18 protein-coding genes are annotated in these 20,646 nt (G+C 75.7%); 9 read left to right on the top strand and 9 right to left on the bottom strand.

Annotation, left to right across the window (positions count from 1 at the left end; all coding sequences use genetic code 11):
- Positions 1-41 precede the first annotated feature (41 nt).
- Complete coding sequence (locus tag Sdagh_RS07005) at positions 42-698, top strand: GNAT family N-acetyltransferase (RefSeq protein ID WP_190008979.1); 657 nt, start codon at positions 42-44, stop codon at positions 696-698.
- Between the two features lie 1,217 nt (positions 699-1,915).
- On the opposite strand, the gene Sdagh_RS07000 is transcribed toward Sdagh_RS07005, so the two are convergent.
- The 3 genes from Sdagh_RS07000 to Sdagh_RS06990 all read right to left on the bottom strand — a co-directional run bounded on the left by Sdagh_RS07000 (position 1,916) and on the right by Sdagh_RS06990 (position 3,846).
- On the bottom strand, positions 1,916-2,587 hold the full coding sequence (locus Sdagh_RS07000) for a pyridoxine/pyridoxamine 5'-phosphate oxidase (RefSeq protein ID WP_189414528.1): 672 nt from the start codon (positions 2,585-2,587) through the stop codon (positions 1,916-1,918).
- Positions 2,588-3,013: a pyridoxamine 5'-phosphate oxidase family protein gene (locus Sdagh_RS06995; protein WP_189414529.1), complete on the bottom strand. Its 426-nt coding sequence runs from the start codon at positions 3,011-3,013 to the stop codon at positions 2,588-2,590.
- A 185-nt stretch (positions 3,014-3,198) separates the two neighbouring features.
- A complete protein-coding gene (locus Sdagh_RS06990; RefSeq protein WP_189414530.1) occupies positions 3,199-3,846 on the bottom strand; it encodes a TetR family transcriptional regulator in 648 nt (215 codons plus the stop codon).
- Between the two features lie 123 nt (positions 3,847-3,969).
- Here Sdagh_RS06990 and kbpA point away from each other — a divergent pair, with 123 nt between their 5' ends.
- On the top strand, positions 3,970-4,719 hold the full coding sequence (kbpA, locus tag Sdagh_RS06985) for an AfsK-binding protein KbpA (protein ID WP_189414531.1): 750 nt from the start codon (positions 3,970-3,972) through the stop codon (positions 4,717-4,719).
- 182 nt (positions 4,720-4,901) lie between these two features.
- Positions 4,902-7,283, top strand: coding sequence for a protein serine/threonine kinase AfsK (gene afsK, locus Sdagh_RS06980; RefSeq protein ID WP_189414532.1), 2,382 nt, complete (start codon positions 4,902-4,904; stop codon positions 7,281-7,283).
- 202 nt (positions 7,284-7,485) lie between these two features.
- Here the strand turns inward: afsK and Sdagh_RS06975 are convergent, their stop codons facing one another.
- Positions 7,486-7,671: a hypothetical protein gene (locus Sdagh_RS06975; protein ID WP_189414533.1), complete on the bottom strand. Its 186-nt coding sequence runs from the start codon at positions 7,669-7,671 to the stop codon at positions 7,486-7,488.
- Between the two features lie 196 nt (positions 7,672-7,867).
- Positions 7,868-10,885: an SARP-family global regulator AfsR gene (afsR, locus tag Sdagh_RS06970; protein ID WP_190076624.1), complete on the bottom strand. Its 3,018-nt coding sequence runs from the start codon at positions 10,883-10,885 to the stop codon at positions 7,868-7,870.
- Between the two features lie 189 nt (positions 10,886-11,074).
- Between afsR and Sdagh_RS06965 the strand changes: the two genes are divergently transcribed.
- Together Sdagh_RS06965 and Sdagh_RS06960 are read left to right on the top strand one after the other, a co-directional pair.
- Complete coding sequence (locus Sdagh_RS06965; protein ID WP_443732403.1) at positions 11,075-12,184, top strand: endonuclease/exonuclease/phosphatase family protein; 1,110 nt, start codon at positions 11,075-11,077, stop codon at positions 12,182-12,184.
- A gap of 67 nt (positions 12,185-12,251) precedes the next feature.
- The gene (locus tag Sdagh_RS06960; RefSeq protein ID WP_189414536.1) at positions 12,252-13,166 is read left to right on the top strand and encodes a DUF4232 domain-containing protein; all 915 of its coding nucleotides are present in this window, start codon (positions 12,252-12,254) and stop codon (positions 13,164-13,166) included.
- On the opposite strand, the gene Sdagh_RS06955 is transcribed toward Sdagh_RS06960, so the two are convergent.
- Complete coding sequence (locus Sdagh_RS06955; RefSeq protein WP_226534770.1) at positions 13,167-13,670, bottom strand: MmyB family transcriptional regulator; 504 nt, start codon at positions 13,668-13,670, stop codon at positions 13,167-13,169. It lies immediately after the preceding gene.
- A 55-nt stretch (positions 13,671-13,725) separates the two neighbouring features.
- Here Sdagh_RS06955 and Sdagh_RS06950 point away from each other — a divergent pair, with 55 nt between their 5' ends.
- The gene (locus Sdagh_RS06950) at positions 13,726-13,989 is read left to right on the top strand and encodes a Rossmann-fold NAD(P)-binding domain-containing protein (RefSeq protein ID WP_226534769.1); all 264 of its coding nucleotides are present in this window, start codon (positions 13,726-13,728) and stop codon (positions 13,987-13,989) included.
- Between the two features lie 16 nt (positions 13,990-14,005).
- Here Sdagh_RS06950 and Sdagh_RS06945 read toward each other — a convergent pair whose 3' ends face one another.
- Positions 14,006-15,508 (bottom strand): CehA/McbA family metallohydrolase, encoded by a 1,503-nt coding sequence (locus tag Sdagh_RS06945; RefSeq protein ID WP_189414537.1) that lies wholly within the window; start codon positions 15,506-15,508, stop codon positions 14,006-14,008.
- Between the two features lie 169 nt (positions 15,509-15,677).
- Here Sdagh_RS06945 and Sdagh_RS06940 point away from each other — a divergent pair, with 169 nt between their 5' ends.
- Positions 15,678-18,263, top strand: a complete 2,586-nt coding sequence (locus Sdagh_RS06940; RefSeq protein ID WP_189414538.1) for a bifunctional FO biosynthesis protein CofGH — start codon at positions 15,678-15,680, stop codon at positions 18,261-18,263.
- A gap of 105 nt (positions 18,264-18,368) precedes the next feature.
- Positions 18,369-18,938 (top strand): hypothetical protein, encoded by a 570-nt coding sequence (locus tag Sdagh_RS06935; RefSeq protein WP_189414539.1) that lies wholly within the window; start codon positions 18,369-18,371, stop codon positions 18,936-18,938.
- Here Sdagh_RS06935 and Sdagh_RS06930 read toward each other — a convergent pair.
- Positions 18,922-19,437 (bottom strand): DUF2165 domain-containing protein, encoded by a 516-nt coding sequence (locus tag Sdagh_RS06930; RefSeq protein ID WP_189414540.1) that lies wholly within the window; start codon positions 19,435-19,437, stop codon positions 18,922-18,924. The two genes, Sdagh_RS06935 and Sdagh_RS06930, sit on opposite strands and share 17 nt — an antisense overlap.
- Positions 19,438-19,564: 127 nt before the next feature.
- Positions 19,565-19,810 carry a hypothetical protein gene (locus Sdagh_RS36660; protein ID WP_308288736.1) on the bottom strand — a complete coding sequence of 82 codons (246 nt, stop codon included), beginning with the start codon at positions 19,808-19,810 and terminating at the stop codon, positions 19,565-19,567.
- 584 nt (positions 19,811-20,394) lie between these two features.
- Between Sdagh_RS36660 and Sdagh_RS36655 the strand changes: the two genes are divergently transcribed.
- Positions 20,395-20,625: an ATP-binding protein gene (locus Sdagh_RS36655; RefSeq protein WP_306886348.1), complete on the top strand. Its 231-nt coding sequence runs from the start codon at positions 20,395-20,397 to the stop codon at positions 20,623-20,625.
- The last annotated feature ends 21 nt before the right edge of the window (positions 20,626-20,646 follow it).

Raw genomic sequence — 20,646 nt, 5'->3', positions numbered from 1 at the left:
CCCGGATGACCGCGTGGCGGGGCCGGGTGTGGAATGACGGCATGCCCCGAACGAACGAACAACCCGTCGCGGCCCCCCGCGGCCACGGCCTGCGCCTGCACTCCTGGAACCCGGATTCCGCGGCCGACGCCGAAGCCTGGCTCCGGGGTCATCGGGACCCTGGCTTCCGGCGCTGGAACACCCCGCTGAGACCGGTGACCGACCTCGACGGCGCCCGCGAGTCCCTGCGCGTCCGCGCACGGCAGCAGGCGGAGGGTGTCTCCCGGTCCTTCCGGATCACGGACGAGGAGACCGGGGCGACCCTGGGCCACATCGGCCTGGGTGAGATCAACCGGCCCCTGCGGCTGGCCCGCGTCGGCTACTGGGTGCTCCCCGAGGCCCGCGGCCGGGGCGTCGCCACCCGCGCCCTGCTGCTCGCCGCCGACCACGCCTTCGCGGAGCTGGGCCTGTACCGGCTGGAACTGGCGCACGCCCTCGGCCACGACGCCTCCTGCCGGGTCGCCGAACGCTGCGGCTTCCGTCTGGAGGGCACGCTGCGCGGCGCGATGTGGGAAGAGGACAGCCGCGACACCTTCCGTGACGCCCACCTGCACGCCCGCCTGGCGACGGACGGGATGTCCGCGCCGGCGGGGGCCCGCCGGGGAGGCCGTCACGGAAAGTGGGACGCCAGCCGCAGCACGGCCTGGCCGCAGGGGTGAGAGACGTTCGCGGGTGGCCCCTGGAAGAACCTCCTCAGGCTTCGCCGCGCAGCAGACTCATGCCGCAGGAGATCAGCCGGGCGACGGCGAGAGGCCGGCACAGGGTGCCCGCCGTTTCCGGCGGGAGGGACCCGTACGACTCCGAGCCGAGGCGAGGGCAGTCCACGGCGTCCCAGTCGCGGTACCCCGAGGCAGGTGCCTTTCCCGAGGCGGACGACCTCTCCGCAGCGCCGGTCCGCCACCGCGTCCCGCCATGTTCGCGGCACGCTCGCCGGTACGAGGGCGTAGGAGGGCCTGTCGTTCGGATCAGGACGCAGGACATCGGCGGGACTTGTCCATGCCGGTGAGCGGGGTCTGGTGCGTGCAGCTGCAAGGCGGAGGAGGGCGGCAACGCGGAGCGTTGACAACCGACGACAACGCCGCAGATGCGCGTGCCAGACCCCGCGTCTGCGGCGTGATCCGAACGACAGGCCCTAGCGGGGGCCACGGACGTCACAGACGACCGGGCCACCGCCGAACGCCTCGGTGAGGGCGGTGTCGACGCCGTGCGGATCGGTGCTCGCGGTGGCGGCCTGGACGAGACGTCCGGGAACGCGGGCGGCGGAGACCAGCCGCTCAGGGGCAGCACGGTTACGCCGTGCTCCCGCCGTTCCGCCCGTGCGAGGCCGGGTGACGGGTGCGCGGACAACAGCCACTGCTCGGGGCTCGGCCACTGGGGCCCTCGCCGTGGCAGACGCCCTCCACGTGGTGGACGGTGACGGTGAGCCGCCCGCGCCGGCCACCCTGCGGAACCGGCTCGTGTACTGCTGCACGGCGTTCCAGGCGTGCCACTCCGGCACATCGGCCCGGGAACTGCCCGTCCTCGTCGTGGGCGCGGAGCGGGCCGCGCACGCGGCGCCCGTCGGTGGCGGGCGGCCAACCGCCGCGACGGCCGGCCACGAGGCACTGGCCGGTCTGTCCCGCGCGTACCCGTCGTGGCGACGCCGTACCTCAACCGGGCGCAGGGCGCGCGGCCCGCGGTCGGCCGGTCGATCGCCGCCCTGCGGGATCAGGGTGTCCTGGTCCTCGACGGCGCGGACGGGACCCGGGCGCACCCTCCTCAGCAGGGGGACCCGAAGGCGTATCCCTGGGCGGAGGCACTGGCCGGCGTGCGGCGCCGGGCCGGCCTCGGAGGTCCGGCCGGGCGGAACCACGGTCCCCGGCAGGTCGACGGCCCCTCACGGCCACAGCAACCCCCGCTCCCACCCCCCGTCCTCCCCCGTCCGCCGGTAGGTGAGGCGGACGTGGCGGCGGCGGGGGTGGCCCTGGAAGAACTCGGCCTCGTGGGGGAGGAGGCGGTAGAGGGTCCAGGTGGGGGCCGGGGTGTCCGGGGCGCGCCGGGCCTGCGCCCAGGCTGTTGCGGAGGCGTCGGCGAGGGTCGTCAGGGAGGGCAGGGGCTCGCTCTGGCGGCCGGTGAGCGCGGCGGCCAGGGCGCCGGTGGAGCGGGCGTGCAGGTCGGCCTGGGCCTCGGCGGGCGGCGCCGTGGTGACCGGCCCGCGGACGCGGACCTGGCGGCCGAGGCGCGGCCAGTAGAAGACGAGGGCGGCGTACGGGCGGGCGGCGAGCTGGGTGCCCTTGCGGCTGCCGGAGTGCGTGGCGAAGGACCAGCCGTCGGCGTCCGCGCCGTGCAGCATCACGATCCGTGCGTCGGGGGCGCCCGCCGGGTCCGCCGTCGCGAGGGACATGGTGTGCGGCTCGGGCTCGCCGGCCGCGACCGCCTCCGCGAACCACCGGGTGAAGAGGGGGAGCGGCTCGGCCGGGGCGGTGGCCGGGTCGAAGGGCGGCAGGTCGGTGACGGCGGGGTCCCAGACCCGCAGCGACCTGAGCAGCGCGTCCAGGTCCGGCTCCATTCACACCGTCCCGAGGTCGGAGGAGACCCAGCGTTCGGGGCGCATCCGGACGATGAGCTGTTCACCGTGGTTCTCCCAGGCGAACGCGACATAGCCGGCGACCTTCTCCGCGGGCAGGTAGCGCGCCGCCAGCTCGGTCAGCCGCTCCCGGGTGGCGGGGAGCGTTCCGGTGACCGGGCCCTCCACCGAGACGTACCGGATCGTCGGCTCCACCCGGTCGACGAGCAGGGAGAAGCGGCCGGCCGCCTCGATCAGCGCGTACTTGCGGGAGGCCGCGCCGGTCATGATCCACACCTCTTCGCCGGGCGCGTACTGGTACCAGATGGGCACGGCCAGCGGGGCGCGTCCGGCACCCGCGTCGACGGCCAGGGCGGCGATGTGCGGCTCGGCCAGGAACTGTTCGCGCTCCGCGTGGGTCAGGGCCATGACGTGTCTCCGGTTCTCCGGTCGGCGACGGGGAGGGGGAAGCGACGGGGCGGCGGCCCACCGTAGTGGACCGCCGCCCGCCTGACAGGAACAACAGAACAACAGGAACGACAGGGACGACAGGAACGACAGAACGACAGGGACGACAGGGACGACAGGGCGACAGGACGAGCGACGCGTGCGGCCTACTTCGTCGGCTTCTTGCCGGTGATGCCCAGGTGGACCAGGAGCGCCAGGTTCGGCTTGAGGTCGGCCTGCTTCACGCCCCAGGCGGTGGTGCCCTTCTGGTGCGAGGCGACCGCCGAGAGCATCGCGACCAGGGACGCGGCGATCGCGGCCGGGTGCACGTCCTTGTCGACCCTGCCCTTGGACTGCAACTCGGCGACGGAGTCCGCCAGGGAACCGGTCACCGAGTTGAGGATCTTGGAGCGGATCTTGTTGAACCGCTTGTCGCCCTCGGCGGCACCGAGGTCCACGACGCGCAGGATGGCGTCGTTCTTCCGCCAGAACTCCAGGAAACCGTCGACGAGTTCCTGCGCCGCCTGCCAGCCGGCCCGGCCCGCCCACGAGCGGTTCTGGACCAGGGCGGTCAACGCGGCGCCCTCGGCGGCCGTTTGCTCGGCGATCTCCAGGACGGCGCCCTCGACGTCCGGGAAGTACTGGTAGAAGGTCGCGGGCGAGGTGCCCGCCCGGCGGGCGACATCGATGACCTTGACGTCGCGGTACGGGGAGGAGCTGAGCATCTCGCTGAGGCAGTCGAGCAGCTTCTGCCGGGTCGCCTGCCCTCGCCGGCCGGCCACCCGCCCGTCGACGGTACGCACTTGTCCTGTCATGCCCGTCAGCTTACCGAGGGGTGATCAGGGCGCGATTCGGCCGACTGCAAATGGGGTGCGGGGACGCCCGGAGGCTGGTGTCCCTGGTCTGCGCGGTGCGCGCGACGCGGTTACGTTGGCGGCATGGCCGAAAACAGGGCATCCGCGTCCGGCGGGGAGCACGCCGGGGAGTACACCGAGGGCACCCCTTGCTGGGTCGACGCCCAGCTGCCCGACGTGGCGGCCGGCAAGCGTTTCTACGGCGGGCTGTTCGGGTGGGAGTTCGAGGACGGGCGGGATGGCCGCCCCGTCCGGGCCCGGCTGGGCGGCGCGCCCGTCGCCGGGCTGGCCCGCAAGACGGACGGCCGGATGCCCACCGTGTGGACGGTGTACTTCGCCACCGCCGACGCCACCGCCCTGGCCCGGCGGATCGAGGCGGACGGCGGCCGGCTCATCACCCCGCCCCACCCGGACGGCGCCCTCGGCACCACCGCCCTGGCCGCCGACCCGCAGGGCGCCGTCTTCGCGCTCTGGCAGCGCGGCAGCCACGCCGGCTTCGGCAGGCGGCACGAGCCGGGCACCTTCACCTGGGCCGAGCTGTACACCCGGGACACCGAGGCCGCCGACCTCTTCTACGGCGGTCTCTTCCACGACGCCCTCTTCGGACCCGGCGCCGAACCCGACTTCGGCCGGGCCCCGCTGACCGGCGTCTTCCCCGCCGAGATGCCGCCGCACTTCCTCGTCCACTTCCTCGTCGGCGACTGCGAGGCGGCCCTGGGGCAGGTGGTCCGGCTCGGCGGCCGGGTCCAGGTTCCGCCCTTCGAGACGTCCTACGGCGGGGTCGCGGTGGTCACCGACGACCAGGGAGCCTCGTTCGCGCTGCTGCAACGCTGAACCGGCCGTGTCATTTGCCCGGGAATGCCGTGAGACTCCCCGATTGGCCGCGGGTTCGCCACCGAGGCTTCGGACAGGAACAATCGGGGTGCGTGCCGCCGCGGCGGTGTGGTGGTGAGACGCTGCACACCGGTCGCGTACATATGTGGGTGGCGCGGCTCGTACGGGGAGGTGGCAGGCAAGTGGTGGATCAGCTGACGCAGCACGATCCGCGGCGGATCGGGCCGTTCGAGGTGCTGGGGCGGCTCGGCGCCGGCGGCATGGGGCTGGTCTATCTGGCGCGCTCGGCGTCGGGGCGGCGCGTGGCGATCAAGACCGTGCGGACGGAACTGGCCGAGGACCAGCTCTTCCGGGTCCGCTTCACCCGTGAGGTCGAGGCGGCCCGCGCGGTCTCCGGCTTCTACACGGCGGCCGTGGTCGACGCCGACCCGCGCGCGGCCGTGCCGTGGCTGGCCACCGCGTACGTCCCCGCGCCCTCGCTGGAAGAGATAGTGAACGAGTGCGGGCCGCTGCCGGCCCAGGCGGTGCGCTGGCTGGCGGCGGGCGTCGCCGAGGCGCTCCAGTCCATCCACGGCGCCGGACTGGTCCACCGCGACCTCAAGCCGTCCAACGTCCTCGTCGTCGAGGACGGCCCCCGGGTGATCGACTTCGGCATCGCCTCCGGCGTCTCCAACACCCGGCTGACCATGACCAACGTCGCCGTCGGCACCCCCGCCTACATGTCCCCGGAGCAGGCCAAGGACTCGCGCAGCGTCACCGGCGCCAGCGATGTCTTCTCCCTCGGCTCCACCCTGGTCTTCGCCGCCACCGGCCACGCCCCCTTCCACGGCGCCAACCCGGTCGAGACGGTCTTCATGCTGCTGCGCGAGGGTCCCGACCTGGACGGGCTGCCCGAGGAACTGCGCCCGCTCATCGAGTCCTGCATGCAGATGGAGGCGCACGGCCGGCCCAGCCCCGCCGACCTCCAGGCCCAGCTCGCCCCACACCTGTTCGGCTCCGGCTCCGACGACAGCGGTACGGCGTCGGCGTGGCTGCCCGAGCGGGCGGTGAGCCTGATCGAGTCCCGCCGGGGCGGCCGTCCCGCGCCCCGGCCCGCGGCCACCGCCGCCCGCCCCGCCCCCGCCGCCCGCGTCCCGGCCCCGGCCGTGCCGCCCCCGCCCGCGCACGACCCCGTCTTCCCCGCGCCGCCCGCCACCGCCCCGCCGGTGCCCGCAGGCGTCCCCGACCCCGGCCCGGTCCGGCTGGCCGGCGCGCCGGTGCCCATCGGCCCCGGCCCCCGGGTCGCCGACACCCGCGCCGCCGTGGTGAAGGCACCGCCCGCCGAGGCCGCCCTGTCCGGCTCCTGGACCCGGCCCCGCCCCGGCGCGGGCGGCGCCGAACCGGTCGCCCCCGCCGCGCCCCCGGCCCCGGCCGCGCCGCCCGACCCGGCGGCCTCCGGCTGGCGGCCCTGGCGGTTCCGGATGTCCAACGACGTCTGGGGCACCCCCGCCGTCGCCGGCGACCTGGTCTACGTCACCTCCTTCGAGGTGCACGCCTTGGACGTCGGCACCGGCCGCCGCCGCTTCAAGACCCGGGACGTCGCCTGGTCGATGGCGGTCGCGGACGGCCGGGTGCACGCCTCCGACGGGCCCACCCTGTACGCCCTCGACGCCCGGGAGGGCGCCGACCTCTGGCGGCTCCAGACGGACGCCTGGGTGTACTCGCTCAGGGCCGAGCGGGGCACCGTCGTCACCGGCACCCGCGGCGGCGGCGTCCAGGCGTGGGAGGCGGCCACCGGACGGAAGCTGTGGGAGACCACCGGCTGCCAGACCGACTTCGAGTCGCCCGAGGCGGGCCCCGCCCTCCACGACGGCACGGTCTACGTCTGGCAGGACGCCCGGCTGCGCGCCCTGGACGCCCGCGGCGGCGACGAGCGCTGGTCGTACCCGGTCGGCGACGCCGCCTCCTGCGGCGGGGTGCCGGTGCGGGTGGCGCCCGCGCCGGACGGCTGCGTGTACGTCTGCGCCGGGACCCGCGTCCTCGCGCTGGACGTGGCGACCGGCCACGTCCGCTGGCACTTCGAGGCGCCGGCGGTCTTCCTCTCCCCGCCGGTCTTCGTGCCCGGCCCCGCCGTCACCGGCGGCGGTGTCTACCTGGCCGACTACCTCGGCACGGTCTACGCCCTGGACGCCGCCGACGGCCGCGACCGCTGGCGGATCGCCACCGAGGCCCGCGCCTCCGTGGAACCCGTCCTGGTCGCCGCGGGCCACGTCCACGTCGGCAGCGGCAAGGGGCTCTACACGCTGGACGCCGTCACCGGCACGCCCAAGTGGCGGTTCCAGGCGGGCGGCGACATCGTCGGGGCGCCCGCGGTGGCCGAGGGCCGCATCCACTTCGGCTCCACCGACCACCTGCTGTACACCCTCAAGGCCGACGACGGCCGGCTGCGCTGGAAGCTGGCGACCGGCGGCGAGATCACCGGCACCCCGGTGGTCCGGGACGGCATCGTCTACGCGTGCAGCAAGGACCGGTGCGTGTACGCGCTGGACGCGGAGAAGGGGACGGGCACGGCCCGGACCAGCTGACCGGGCGGCCCGGCGGGTCCGGACCGTGTACCCGGGTCCTGCCGGGACGTACGACGGCCGCGGCGGCTCCCCCTCGGTGCCGCCGCGGCCGGTTCCCCGCGCGGTGCCGCAGCCGTGCGCGGTGCGGTGCCGCTGTCGTGCGGTGCGGTGCTGTACTGCCGTACTGCGGTGTTGCCGCTGTACCGCGGTGTGGTGCGGGTCGTCAGACCTGCTCGCCGGTCACGTGGTTGTCGAGCGGCTTCGCCGTCCCGTCGGCCGCCTTGGCGGCCGGCGCGGCGGTCAGCCCGTCCGTGACGTGGTTGTCGAGCGTGGTGACGGCCGTGTCGTCGACATCCGTGACGTGGTTGTCGAGCGGCTTGACCACCGGGTCCTGCTGGGCGTCCGCCATGACCTGAACTCCTGTGTGTCGATGGTGAAAGCCCGTCCGGCGGCTCCCCCGAGAGGCCGCCGGACGGGCGTGTCAGGGTCGTACACCCTAGCGGCGGTGATCACCGCTGATCCGTCTGCCCCCCGACGCGACGGACCGACAGACCGAGGGTGACGCGTGGCGATAAACGAACGATGAACGAACGCCGCCCCACCGCTCAGGCGGCGACGGACGGATCGAGCAGCCGCCGTACGTCGGCGGCCTCCGGCGAGCCGAGCCGCTCGAACGCGGTGAGCGCCTCCTGCCAGCAGGCGCGGGCCCGTCCGTTCTGGCCGAGCGCCTCCAGCGCGCGCCCCAGCACAGTCAGCACGTTGGCGCGCCGCCACTCGCCGCCGATCTCGCGCAGCGCGGCGAGCGCCTGCTCCGCCAGCGCGGCGGCCCCGCCCGCGTCCCCGCCCGCCAGCCGCGCCTCCGCGAGCCGGAAGAGGGTCATGCCCTCCCAGAGCCGCTGCCGGCTGTCGCGGAAGACCTCCAGCGCCTCGGTCAGCCGCTCGACGGCCGCGTCCAGCCGGCCCTGCCCGGTCAGCGCCAGTCCCAGCGCGTACCGCCCGTTGGCGCCGCGCAGGGTGTGGCCCAGCCGGTCGTAGAGGGCGGTGCCCTGCCGGGCCAGCTCCACCGCGCTGGTGGTGCGGCCCATCGCCAGGTGACTGCGGGAGAGGTTGCACAGCGCGCTGGCCTCGCCGGCGAGGTTCTCGTCCTGCCGGAAGTTCTCGATGGCCTGCCGCAGATACACCTCGGCCTCGGCGTTGCGCCCCTGGTATATCGCGCTGATGCCCCGGTCGTTGGCGGCCCAGCACAGGGGCGCCGGGTCGGCGGCGGACGCCGCCAGCTCCAGGGCCAGCCGGGCCTGCTCGTCCGCCTCCTGGAACCGGCCGGCCACCAGGTGGACGTTGGTCAGCGTGGTCAGCGCCCGGCTGAGCACCCCCGGGTCGCCCGCCCGCTCGGCCGCGTCCCGCAGGGCCCGTGCGGCGACCTCGTACTGCCGGGCGTTGGCGCCGGACTCGGCCAGGTCCTTCGCCGCCCACAGCAGGTCCACGGCACGGGCCAGCGTGGCGCCCCGCGCGCTCTGCTGCACACAGGCGAGCAGGACGTGCGCCTCGGCGTACAGCCAGTCCTGGGCGGCGTGCCGGTCGGCGAAGACCAGGCCCGGGTACGCGGTCGGCGCGAGGTGGTCCACCAGCCGGTCGCCGGGGCGCTCGACGGCGTAGACGCCGGCCGCCGTCGCCAGGCAGAAGTCCAGCAGCCGGGAGAGGGCCGACTCCCGTTCACCCGGCGGCTGTTCGTCGCGTTCGGCGCATGCACGCGCGTAGAGCCGGACCAGGTCGTGGTACCGGTAGCGGCCCGGCGCGGCCGACTCCAGGAGCGAGGTGTCGACGAGGGACTCCAGCAGGTCCTCGGTCTCCGGCACGGGCAGGTCGAGGACCGCCGCCGCTGCCGCCAGCGAGATGTCCGGCCCGTCCGGCAGGCCCAGCAGCCGGAACGCCCGCGCCTGGGCCGGTTCGAGCTGCCCGTAGCCCAGCTCGAAGGTGGCCTTCACGGCGAGGTCGCCGGCCCGCAGTTCGTCCAGCCGCCGCCGCTCGTCCGCGAGCTTGGCCGCCAGCACCGACACGGTCCAGGTGCGGCGGGCCGCGAGCCGGGACGCGGCGATGCGGATCGCCAGCGGCAGGAAGCCGCACGCCGCGGCCACGTCGAGCGCGGCCTCCCGTTCCGCGGCCACCCGCTCCTCGCCGACGATCCGGGTGAACAGCGCCAGCGCCTCGTCCGGCGCCATCACGTCGAGGTCGACCAGGTGCGCCCCGGCCAGGTCCACCATCCGCGTCCGGGAGGTCACCAGCGTCGCGCAGCCCGCCGTGCCCGGCAGCAGCGGCCGCACCTGGGCCGCGTCCCGCGCGTTGTCCAGCAGCACCAGCACCCGGCGGCCGTCCAGCAGCGACCGGTACAGCGCCGCCCGGTCCTGGAGCGAGTCGGGGATCGCCGAGTCGGCCATCCCCAGCGCCCGCAGCAGCGAGCCCAGCACCGTCTCCGGGTCGGCGGGCCGGGACCCGGCGCCCTGGAGGTCGACGTGGAGCTGGCCGTCGGGGAACGCGGCGCGGGCCCGGTGCGCGACGTGCACCGCGAGGGTGGTCTTGCCGACGCCGCCGATCCCGGCGACGGCGGACAGCGCCATCACCGGCCCGCCCTCCCCGGACGCCGCCGCCAGTACGTCGCTCAGCTCCCGCACCAGGGCGGCACGGCCGGTGAAGTCGGGCACGGTCGGCGGCAGTTGGGCGGGCCGGACCGGCGCCGGCGCGGTCCGCTCGACGGGTCCGGACGGCTCGGCCAGCTCCGGGTCGGCGCGCAGCACCCGCCGTTGCAGCTCCTGGAGTGCGGGGCGCGGGTCGACGCCCAGCTCCTCGCCGAGCAGCCGGCGGGTGTCGGCGTACACCGCGAGCGCCTCGGCCTGCCGTCCGCCGCGGTACAGCGCCAGCATCAGCAGCTCGCGCAGCCGTTCGCGCAACGGGTGCGCGGCGGTGAGCGCGGTCAGCTCGGAGACCGCCTCGGCGTGGCAGCCCTGTTCCAGATCCAGGTCGAGCCGGGTCTCCAGCAGGTGCAGCCGCCACTCCTCCAGCCGGGTCCGCTGCCCCTGCGCGTACGGGCCGGGTACGCCGGCCAGCGCCTCGCCGTCCCACCGGGCCAGTGCCTCGCGGAGCAACTCCCGCGCCCGGCCCAGGTCTCCGGCGCCGCGCGCCTTCTCCGCCGCGCCGGCCAGGTCCTGGGCGACGGAGAGGTCCAGCGCCCCGTCGGGCAGCCCGCGTACGGCGTACCCGCCGGACTCGGTGACCAGCACGCCGGGGCCGAGGGCCTTGCGCAGCCGGGAGGCGTACGTCCGCAGCGCCGCCAGCGCCCGGGGCGGCGGCTCCTCGCCCCACAGGGCGTCGATCAGCTCGGCGGCGGTGGCGGTGCGGCCCTCGCGCAGCAACAGGGCGGCCAGCACGGCGCGTTGCTGCGGGGAGCCGGTGGGCAGCGGTTCCGCGCCGCGCCAGGCGCGCACGGGTCCGAGCACGCCGAACCGCGGCGCGAGCGGGGCGGCGGGGCCCGCCGGGGACTCCGTCGCGTAGCCCGTCGCGATGTCCGGCGGAGAGTCCGGCGGGGAGTCAGACCGCCGCTGCCCCGGCGGTCGCGGCACACCGTCCATCCAGTCCCCCTCAGCATCCCGAGCAACCCCGTCAGTCTGCCCTGTCCGCACCGGCCCCGTCAGCCTTGGGAGACGCCGATCACAGGCCCGTCGCGGCACGGCACAGGGCTCTCACACGACCTCCCCAAGCGGTTGCCCGGCCTCGGGGACCCGGGGGGCCGCCGGTCCCCGGGGCGTTGCCCGGTGGTCATGTTCACCGGAAAGCCTTGCGGGGAAGACGGGGACGGGCGAGAGACGGGTGATGCGGGCGTGCGGGTCGTGACCTGGAATCTGTGGTGGCGGTTCGGCCCCTGGGCGGAACGGCAGAAGGCGGTCCTCGCCGTCCTGCGGGAGCTGCGGCCCGACGTGGTGGGCCTCCAGGAGGTCTGGGCGGCCGACGGCGGCGGCAACCTCGCCGAGTGGCTCGCCGGCGAACTGGGCCTGCACTGGGCATGGGCGGCCTACGGCGCCCCGGAGCGGTGGCAGCGGCGGCTGCCGGGGGGCGCGGCCGGGACGGGCGTCCGGGCGGGAGCGGGCGGCGCGGGCGTCCGGGCGGGTACGGGCGTCTCCGGGCACACCGGCGTCCCCGCGGAGAGAGGCGCCTCCGCCCGTCCCGGCGCCCAGGCGGGTGCGGGTGTCCCCGTGCGTCCCGGCGCCCAGGCGGACACCGGCGTCCCCGCCCGTTCCGGCGCCCAGGCGGACACCGGCGTCCCCGCCCGTTCCGGCGCCCCCACGCACACGGCCCCCCGGCCGGCCGCCGCCGTCATCGGCAACGCCGTCCTCAGCCGCTGGCCCGTCCTGGAGCAGGCGGTGCTGCGCCTGCCCGCCCCCGAGGAGCTGGATGACGGCCGGGTCGCCCTGCACGCCCGCCTGGACGCCCCCGGCCACCCGGTCCCGTTCTGCACCGCGCACCTGACCTCCGCGCCGCACGCCACGGAGGTGCGCCGTGCCCAGGTCGCCGCCGTCACCGCCTTCGTCGCCCGGCACGGCCGCGCCGCGTTCCCGCCCGTGCTCACCGGCGACTTCAACGCCGGACCCGGCACGGACGAGATCCGCCTCCTCGCCGAGCGCGGCTACCGGGACGCCTGGGACGCCGCCGACCCGGCCGCGCCGTCCGCCACCTGGGACCCCGCCAACCCGTACGTGACCGGCGACGCCCCCGCCCGGCGGATCGACTTCATCCGCACCGGCCCGCCCGGACCCGGGGGACTCGGCCGGGTCCGCTCGGCCCACCGCGCGGGCGACGGCCCCGTGGACGGGGTGTGGCCCTCGGACCACTACGCGGTCGTCGCGGACCTGGAGGGCCCCCGGGGGCTGTGACACCCCTGTGACCGGAGGTGTGGCTTCCGTCACATCCGAGGTCCCCGGCCCCTGATGGGATGGCCCGATGCGCGCCCCCGCCCCGTTCCTGACGGCCCTCGCCGCGACCGCCCTGCTGCTCACGGCCTGCGGAGCGGAGCACCCGTCCCCGTCCGCGCCGCCGTCCCCGTCCGCCTCCCCGGTGGACGACCCGGGCAAGGAGGGTGTCCGCGTCACCTCGCTGACCGTGCCGGCGCCCTCGCCCACCCCGTCCCCCCGCCCCGGCCACCGGGTCCACGCCGACCCCCTGGTCCTCCCCACGGACTCGGGGATCAGCGCCGCCTACGAGGTCGTCAACGACGGCCCCGAGACCCTGACCTACACCGCTGTCATCGCGTTCGTCGACGCCGGCGGCGGCGCGGTCACCGACCGGACCGTCACCGTCCGGGACGTCGGCCCCGGCAGCACCGTGCGCGGCACGGTCCGCGCCGGTGAACTCCCGCCCACCGCGCCCCGCGTCACGGACGCCGAGGTGCTCCGGGTGACGGAGGTCCCCGCCGCCGAGGCCCCGGCCACCGCCGGCCCCTGCCCCGCCTCCGGCGTCCGGATCAGCTCCGACGAGGGCGACGCGGCCATGGGGCTGCGCGTGGTGGGCCTGCACCTCGACAACTGCGGCCCGCGCGCCTACGCCGTCGACGGCTACCCCCTGCTGGAACTCCTGGACGCCGGCCACGACCCCGTCGAGGGCGTCACCGTCCTCCACGGCACCGACGAGATCACCACCGGCCTCGGCGGACCGCCCCGCCCCGTCACCCTCGCCCCCGGCGAGTCGGCGACCGCCACCCTGGCCTGGCGGAACACCACCGGCTCGGGCACGGCGGTGAACGCCCCCTACGTCCGGGTCCGCGCGAAGGAGGGCGCCACCCCGGTGACGGTGACCCCGCACCTCGACCTCGGCACCACCGGCAGGCTCGGCGTCACCCCGTGGGAGAAGGCGGACTGATCATCCGAGGCCGGCCGCGAGGCGCCGCAGCGCCGCGTCGTCCTCGCCGCCGGGCCGCGGGAAGTACACGTACAGCACCTGCCCCTCGGGTCCGGCGAGGGCGAAGGTCTCGTAGTCGAGCCGGAGTACGCCGACGCCCTCGACCGCGATCCGTTTCCCGCCCGCCACCCGGTCGGCCACGTCGTGGGAGTCCCACAGGGCGCGGAACGTCCCGCTGCGCTCGCGCAGGCGTGCCACGAACGCGTCGAGTCCGGCGGCGGGCCGCGCCGCCGCGGTGGCGCGCAGGCCCGACACGGCCTGCCGGGCGATGTCCTCCCAGTCGGGGTAGACCTGCCGGGCGCGCGGGTCGAGGAACGTGAACCCGACCAGGTTGTGCCCCGGGCTCCACGCCGGGTTGACCCGGGCCGCGAGGGGCGTGCCGGCCAGCACGTCCCGGTCGGGACCGACGACGAAGGCCGGCAGGTCGGCCCACCGCTCCAGCAGCGCCAGCACCCCCGGCCGCACGGCACGCGCCGGGGCGCCGGCGGTCCGGTCGCCCGCCGAGTGGGCCGGGACCTCGATGCGGCAGTCCCCGGCGCGGATCGCGGACTACGAGCCGACCGCCGGCCGCCGCCGGGCCGCCACGCTGGCCGCCTCGGGCCGCCAGCCCGGCGATCCGGTCCGCGCCGCCGCCGCGGTCGCCGCCGTCGTCGACGCGGACGAACCGCCGCTGCGGTTCCTGCTCGGCTCGGACGCCCTCGCCGGCGCCCGCGCCCGCCTGGAGCGGACACGGGCCGAGACCGACGCCAACGAGGCGCTGACCAGGAGCGTGGATGTGCCCTGACCCCTGCGGGCCCGCCCTACTCCCGCCCCAGGAACACCGGATTGGTGAACGCCGCGAGCGCCCCCGGCAGCGGTGCCCCCGCCGCCGCCCCGTGCCGCACCTCGGCCCGTACGTACGCCGCGCGGGCGGCCGTCGTCCGCCACTCCACGGTGCCCTCGCCGGACTCCGGAAGCGGACCGCTCGTGTGCACCACCCCCTGGTCGGTGACGAACCGGACGGCGCGGCCCGGGGCCCCCGTCACCGCCAGCCGCACCGTGACCGGCGTCTGCGGGTCCACCCGCAGCCGCTCCCCGATCCCGGCGTGCTCCCCGCGCCCGCCCGAGGCGCCGAAGCCCAGCGCGATCCGCGACGACTCGGCGACGTAGGACCGCCCGGCCCGCAGGCCCTCCTGGACCGCGGTCCGGCTCAGGTCGTCCGCGAGCACCACGGTCTGCGGCAGCCCGACCACGTCCGGGTCGCGGTGCGCGTCGCTGCCGCCCATCGCCGGGAGCCAGCCCCGCCCCTCCCGCGCGGACGCGGCGAGCATGCCGTCCCAGTCGGCGAGCGCCACCTCGTCGTCGGGCGTCCAGGGCCCGTTCCACACCTCGACGGCGTCCGCCTCGCCGAACCCGAACTTCCAGGCGCAGCCGAGGCAGGTGGCGTGCGGATGGGCCGGGACGACCAGCCCGCCGGCCCGCCGGATCTGCCGGGCGAACCGCCCGAACCGGTTCTCCCGGGCCCGGTACCGCCAGTCCACGAAGGTCCCGGGATCGGTCCCGACGGCGACGACGTGCCCGTTGCGGGTCGTCACCTCCTCCCCGACCATCACCAGCAGGTCGTCCCCGGCCGCCTCCGCCCAGTGGGCGTGCGCGGCATGGGTGTTGTGCTCGGAGGAGTTGATGAAGTCCAGGCCCGCCGCCCGCGCCAGCGCCGCGATCTCCCCGGGGGTGCGGCGGCCGTCGGAGAACCACGAGTGCAGATGGCAGTCGCCCCGGTACCAGGCCCGCCCCCGCCCCTTCGCCCGCTCCGGCGGGTACACCGGCCGCACGGCCTCGCCGGGCTCCCCGAACGCCAGCGTCACGGTGATCTCGTACGGCAGTCCCCGCGGCGCCACCGTGTAGGGGCCCAGCGCGATGTGCCAGGTGCCGGCCCGCACCGGCCCCGGCACGTACCCCGGGGTGGCGTCGTCGGCGCGGACGAAGAACTCCGTGCGCGCCCCGCCCGACCAGCCCCGGAAGCCCCGGCCGCCCAGCGCGGTGCCGCGCTCGTCGAAGAGGCCGATGTCGAGCGCGTTGCCTGCGGTGCCGGCCGGGACGGCGGGCCGGTCGTAGGAGTAGGCGACCCGCACCTCGCGCACGCCGGACGGGATCTCGACCGGCACGTACACGAAGTCCGGCGCCCCGGCGGGCAGCGTGCCCCGGACCGTCTCCGCGCGCACCCCGCCGGCCGCCGCCGCGAACCGCACGGCCCCCAGCGTCACGGCGCCGGCCACCCCGCCCGCGAACACGGCCCGCCTGCCGACCCCTCGGCCCTCGCCCATGCCGCCGCCCCCCAGATGTCGTCTGGGACCTTTGTACTGAGCGACGGCCCCGCCCGTAAGGGGAGGGAGGCGCCGGGCGGATGAACGGCCGGTGGGCCGGGCGACGCACCCGCGCCCGGCGGGGCGACACCCGCCGGGCCACCGATCACCCCACTCGTATGCTCGAAGGATGACGACTTCCGCGACCCCCGGAACCGGCCCCACCGACAACTCCATGCGTCGCGCCCTCAAACGTGCCCGCGACGGCGTCAGCCTCGACGTCTCCGAGGCCGCCGTGCTGCTCCAGGCCCGCGGCGAGCACCTGGCCGACCTGACGGCGACCGCCGCCCGGGTCCGGGACGCGGGGCTGGCCACGGCCGGCCGCCCCGGCGTCATCACGTACTCCAAGAGCGTCTTCATCCCCCTCACCCGCCTGTGCCGGGACAAGTGCCACTACTGCACCTTCGTCACCGTCCCCGGCAAGCTGCGCCGCGACGGCCACGGCATGTTCATGTCCCCGGACGAGGTGCTGGACATCGCCCGCAAGGGCGCCGCCCTCGGCTGCAAGGAAGCCCTCATCACCCTCGGCGACAAGCCCGAGGACCGCTGGCCCGAGGCCCGCGAGTGGCTCGACGCGCACGGGTACGACGACACGATCGCCTACGTCCGCGCCATCTCGATCCGCATCCTGGAGGAGACGGGTCTCCTCCCGCACCTCAACCCGGGCGTGCTCACCTGGACGGACTTCCAGCGCCTCAAGCCCGTCGCGCCCAGCATGGGCATGATGCTGGAGACCACCGCCACCCGCCTGTGGTCCGAGCCCGGCGGCCCCCACCACGGCTCCCCGGACAAGGAGCCCGCCGTCCGGCTGCGCGTCCTGGAGGACGCCGGCCGCTCCTCCGTCCCCTTCACCTCGGGCATCCTGCTCGGCATCGGCGAGACGTACGAGGAGCGCGCCGAGTCCCTCTTCGCCCTGCGCAAGGTGGCCCGCGCCTACCACGGCGTCCAGGAACTGATCATCCAGAACTTCCGCGCCAAGCCGGACACCGCGATGCGCGGCATGCCCGACGCCGCACTCGACGACCTGGTCGCCGCGGTCGCCGTCGCCCGGATCGTCATGGGCCCGGCCGCCAACATCCAGGCCCCGCCCAACCTGGTGGACGACGAGTACGAGCGGCTGATCGCCGCCGGCATCGACGACTGGGGCGGCGTCTCCCCGCTCACCATCGACCACGTCAACCCCGAGCGCCCCTGGCCGCAGATCGAGGAGCTGGCCGAGCGGTCCCGGGCGGCCGGGTTCGAGCTGCGGGAACGTCTCTGCGTGTACCCGGAGTTCGTCCGGCGCGGCGAGCCCTGGCTCGATCCCCGGCTGCGTCCGCACGTCGCCGCCCTCGCCGACCCGGCCACCGGCCTCGCCCGCCCGGACGCGGCCGTCGAGGGGCACCCCTGGCAGGAGCCGGACGAGGTCTTCACCGCCACCGGCCGCACCGATCTGCACCACACCATCGACACCGAGGGCCGCACCGCCGACCGCCGCGACGACTTCGACGAGGTCTACGGCGACTGGGCCGCCCTGCGCGAGGCCGCCGCCCCCGGCATGCTCCCCGAGCGCATCGACACCGACGTGCGCGCCGCCCTCGCCACGGCCGCCGACGACCCGACGAGGCTCACCGACGCCGAGGCACTCGCCCTGCTCCACGCGGACGGCCCCGCCCTGGACGCCCTGTGCCGGATCGCCGACGACGTCCGCAGGAGCGCGGTCGGCGACGACGTGACGTACATCGTCACCCGCAACATCAACTTCACCAACGTCTGCTACACCGGCTGCCGCTTCTGCGCCTTCGCCCAGCGCCGCACCGACGCCGACGCCTACACCCTCTCCCTGGAGCAGGTCGCCGACCGCGCCCAGCAGGCGTGGGAGGTCGGCGCGGTCGAGGTCTGCATGCAGGGCGGCATCCACCCGGACCTGCCCGGCACGGCGTACTTCGACATCGCGCGGGCGGTCAAGGAACGCGTCCCCGGGATGCACGTCCACGCCTTCTCGCCCATGGAGGTCGTCAACGGCGCGACCCGCACCGGCCTGTCGATCCGCGAGTGGCTGACCGCGGCGAAGGAGGCGGGCCTGGACTCCGTCCCCGGCACCGCCGCCGAGATCCTCGACGACGAGGTCCGCTGGATCCTCACCAAGGGCAAGCTGCCGACGGCCACCTGGATCGAGGTCATCGAGACCGCCCACGAGCTGGGCATCCGCTCCTCGTCCACGATGATGTACGGCCATGTCGACCAGCCCCGCCACTGGCTCGGCCACCTGCGCACGCTGGCCGGCATCCAGCAGCGCACCGGCGGCTTCACCGAGTTCGTGACCCTGCCCTTCATCCACACCAACGCCCCCGTCTACCTGGCCGGCATCGCCCGCCCCGGCCCCTCCCTGCGCGACAACCGCGCGGTCACGGCCATGGCCCGGCTCCTCCTCCACCCCCACATCCCCAACATCCAGACGAGCTGGGTCAAGCTGGGCACCGAGGGCGCGGCCGAGATGCTCCGCTCCGGCGCGAACGACCTCGGCGGCACGCTGATGGAGGAGACGATCTCCCGGATGGCGGGCTCGTCCTACGGCTCGTACAAGTCGGTCAAGGACCTGATCGCGGTCGCCGACGCGGCCGGCCGCCCGGCCCGCCCCCGCACCACGCTCTACGGCGAGGTCCCGGAGGAACGGCGGCGGGCGGCGGCGGCCTCCGACGGACACCTGCCGGAGCTGCTGCCCGTACTGGACTGAGGGGGCCGGTGCCGGGTCCGCCGGACAGGCGGCTCACAGTACGATGATCCGACCCCCGAGAGCGCGACCCTGACGGACGGGGGAGTCCTGTAGCTGAGGAGATGCGTGCCCGTGCCTGCCCGACTGCCCTCGTGGGCCTGGGTCACCGGTCTGACCGCGGGCGCGGTCGTGGTGGTGACCGGCCTGGCCGTCCAGGCGGAGGGCGGGCCGCACCCGACCGCCGCGGCGGCGGCCGAGCCCACCGCCTCGGCCTCGGCGGACGCCAAGCCCTCTCCCAGGGCGACGACCCCGCCCGCCGTGCCGGACGGCTCCGGCACCGGGCGGCGCATCGTCTACTCCCTCGCCCAGAAGCGGGTGTGGCTGGTCGACGCCAGCGACGCCACCCGGCGCACCTTCACCGTCTGGCCGGGGACGGTCAGCCCCGACCCCGGCAGCTACACGATCGGCAGCCGCACCGAGGCGACGACCGGCTCGGACGGGGTCGAGGTGGAGCACATCGTCTACTTCGCCCTCGCGGACGGCATCTCGGTCGGCTTCTCCAACGCCGTCGACGGCTCCTCGCCCCCGCCGCCCGCCGCCGGCACCAAGACCGGCGGCGTGCGGCTGCACAAGGCGGACGGCACCGCGCTGTGGGACTTCGGCACCAAGGGCACCACGGTCACCGTGGTGAAGTGACCCCGCCGGCCTCGCTTCCCGCGAAGTGGTCGACGAGCAGCACGACGCCGCTGATCAGGAAGATCCGGGTCGCCGCGTCCAGCCCGTTCCAGTCCCCGGACTGCCACATGGCGAACCATTCGCCGCCGATGCCGATGAACCCCGCCCCGAAGAGCAGCATCACCATCAGCAGCCCGTACACGGAGAATCTCCGCGCCCGTGCGTGATCGCGCCGCGCCCACAGCCAGGTGCCGTACCCGAGCACGAGCGCGGCGGCCGTCTCCCAGACGATGATCAGCACGTACGCGGTGTCCTGTATCCACCGGGTGGTGATCGCCCGCCACATCAGGTCCTCGTCCTTGAACGTGGTGTCCATGGCGAGCACATGCCGGACGAACTGCTGGTTGGTGCCGAAGTCGGTGATGTTGCCGAAGGCGACGAGCGCCAGGTAGAGGGCGACGGTCCCGGTGAGGACGGTCGCGGCGAGCGGCAGCGCGCGTGACGAAGTGGTGGTGGTCATGCCCCCACCCTTTCCCCACCCGCCCCACCCTGTACAGCCGTTGCCCGACCACCGGTCGGAACTCCGGCCGCCGCACGCCCCGGTGCCGAACCGGGCAGCCCGTTTCTCGCGGCCCCGCACCTCCGGCTCATGAACCGCACCGGTCGTTCCGGCGTCGTGACGAGGCGTCCGGTGAAGCCGTCCCGGCCCAGGGACTCGCAGCCGCCCGCACGTCCTCCGGCACGTCCCGCTCGACGGCGAACCCGAGCTTCGGGTACTCGATGACCCGCTGGAGACCCCCGACGAGCATGTCCAGGAACCCGGCACCGGGCCACAGCTTCCGGGCGGTCGCGTACGCACGCCGTTCCGTGTACGGCTTGCGGACCAGGAGCACCGACGCCGGGTGCGCGGAGGCGGCGGCGAAAACCTCGCGGGCCAGGGTGATGTCCTGCCCAGTGTCGGCGGCGTCGGGCTCCGGCAGGACCGCCTCGGCCGGTCGTGGCCGCCCGGTCCGACCGCCACGTCGACGGGGACGCGGCGCGCGCCCCGTCCGGTGGTGGTCCCAGATCAACTAGGCCCGACGCCACTGGTCCTCGGTGATGCCCTGCTGCTCGTCGCTCACGCGCTTCTCCCCGCTCACCGTCGACGGGGCTGTCCCGCCCCCTCGCCGCCGGCAACCGATGCCCTCGACGCTGTTCAGCCGGCGCACCGGTCCGCACCGCGTGGCTGTCCTGGTGGCCCCCGAAAGGACTTACGCCGGGCGGGACTTCGCGCTGCCGTTGTCCTCGGCCCGGCGGGGCGCGCGGCGCGCGCGGATGCTCACCGGGCGGCAGCTCGACGACTGGGACGTGCCCGCACGGGCGGCGGCGCGGATCGTGGCGGAGCCGGCGTCCCACGCCGTCCGGCACGGACACGTACCGGGCCGCGGCTTCCGGCTTGCCCCCGCGCCCGCGTGCCGGCCGCACCCTTCGGGTCGAGGTGACCGACGCCCCGGGCGACCGCGTCCCGAGCAGCCGGGACCCGGCGCTGGAGGAGGGCGGCCGGGCACGGCTCATCGTGGCGGCGTACGCGGACCGCTGGGGCGTGGACCCGACGCCCCCGACGAAGACGGTCCGGGCGGAACCGGAGGCGCGCCGGGTGCCCGGGTCCGCCCGGCGACCGTCCCGGCCGCTGCGGACCGGCGCCGGAACGCCCGGTGCCCCCTCGTGACCACCTCTGCACGATTCCCCC

Origin of the sequence: Streptomyces daghestanicus, from assembly GCF_020521275.1 — a bacterium.
Classification (GTDB): Bacteria; Actinomycetota; Actinomycetes; order Streptomycetales; family Streptomycetaceae; genus Streptomyces; species Streptomyces griseoviridis.
This window is presented reverse-complemented; position numbering and strand designations above follow the sequence as displayed.

Excerpts from the sequence above, each read along its gene's own strand:
- Sdagh_RS07000 (WP_189414528.1), bottom strand. The coding sequence starts at position 2,587 with ATGGAGCCGGACCTGGACGCGCTGCTCAGGTCGCTGCGGGTCTGGGAC.
- Sdagh_RS07005 (WP_190008979.1), top strand. The coding sequence starts at position 42 with ATGCCCCGAACGAACGAACAACCCGTCGCGGCCCCCCGCGGCCACGGC.
- Sdagh_RS06995 (WP_189414529.1), bottom strand. The coding sequence starts at position 3,013 with ATGGCCCTGACCCACGCGGAGCGCGAACAGTTCCTGGCCGAGCCGCAC.
- Sdagh_RS06950 (WP_226534769.1), top strand. The coding sequence starts at position 13,726 with ATGCGGCAGTCCCCGGCGCGGATCGCGGACTACGAGCCGACCGCCGGC.
- kbpA (WP_189414531.1), top strand. The coding sequence starts at position 3,970 with ATGGCCGAAAACAGGGCATCCGCGTCCGGCGGGGAGCACGCCGGGGAG.
- Sdagh_RS06990 (WP_189414530.1), bottom strand. The coding sequence starts at position 3,846 with ATGACAGGACAAGTGCGTACCGTCGACGGGCGGGTGGCCGGCCGGCGA.
- Sdagh_RS06930 (WP_189414540.1), bottom strand. The coding sequence starts at position 19,437 with ATGACCACCACCACTTCGTCACGCGCGCTGCCGCTCGCCGCGACCGTC.
- Sdagh_RS06945 (WP_189414537.1), bottom strand. The coding sequence starts at position 15,508 with ATGGGCGAGGGCCGAGGGGTCGGCAGGCGGGCCGTGTTCGCGGGCGGG.
- Sdagh_RS06965 (WP_443732403.1), top strand. The coding sequence starts at position 11,075 with ATGTTCACCGGAAAGCCTTGCGGGGAAGACGGGGACGGGCGAGAGACG.
- Sdagh_RS06960 (WP_189414536.1), top strand. The coding sequence starts at position 12,252 with ATGCGCGCCCCCGCCCCGTTCCTGACGGCCCTCGCCGCGACCGCCCTG.
- Sdagh_RS06975 (WP_189414533.1), bottom strand. The coding sequence starts at position 7,671 with ATGGCGGACGCCCAGCAGGACCCGGTGGTCAAGCCGCTCGACAACCAC.
- Sdagh_RS06940 (WP_189414538.1), top strand. The coding sequence starts at position 15,678 with ATGACGACTTCCGCGACCCCCGGAACCGGCCCCACCGACAACTCCATG.
- afsR (WP_190076624.1), bottom strand. The coding sequence starts at position 10,885 with ATGGACGGTGTGCCGCGACCGCCGGGGCAGCGGCGGTCTGACTCCCCG.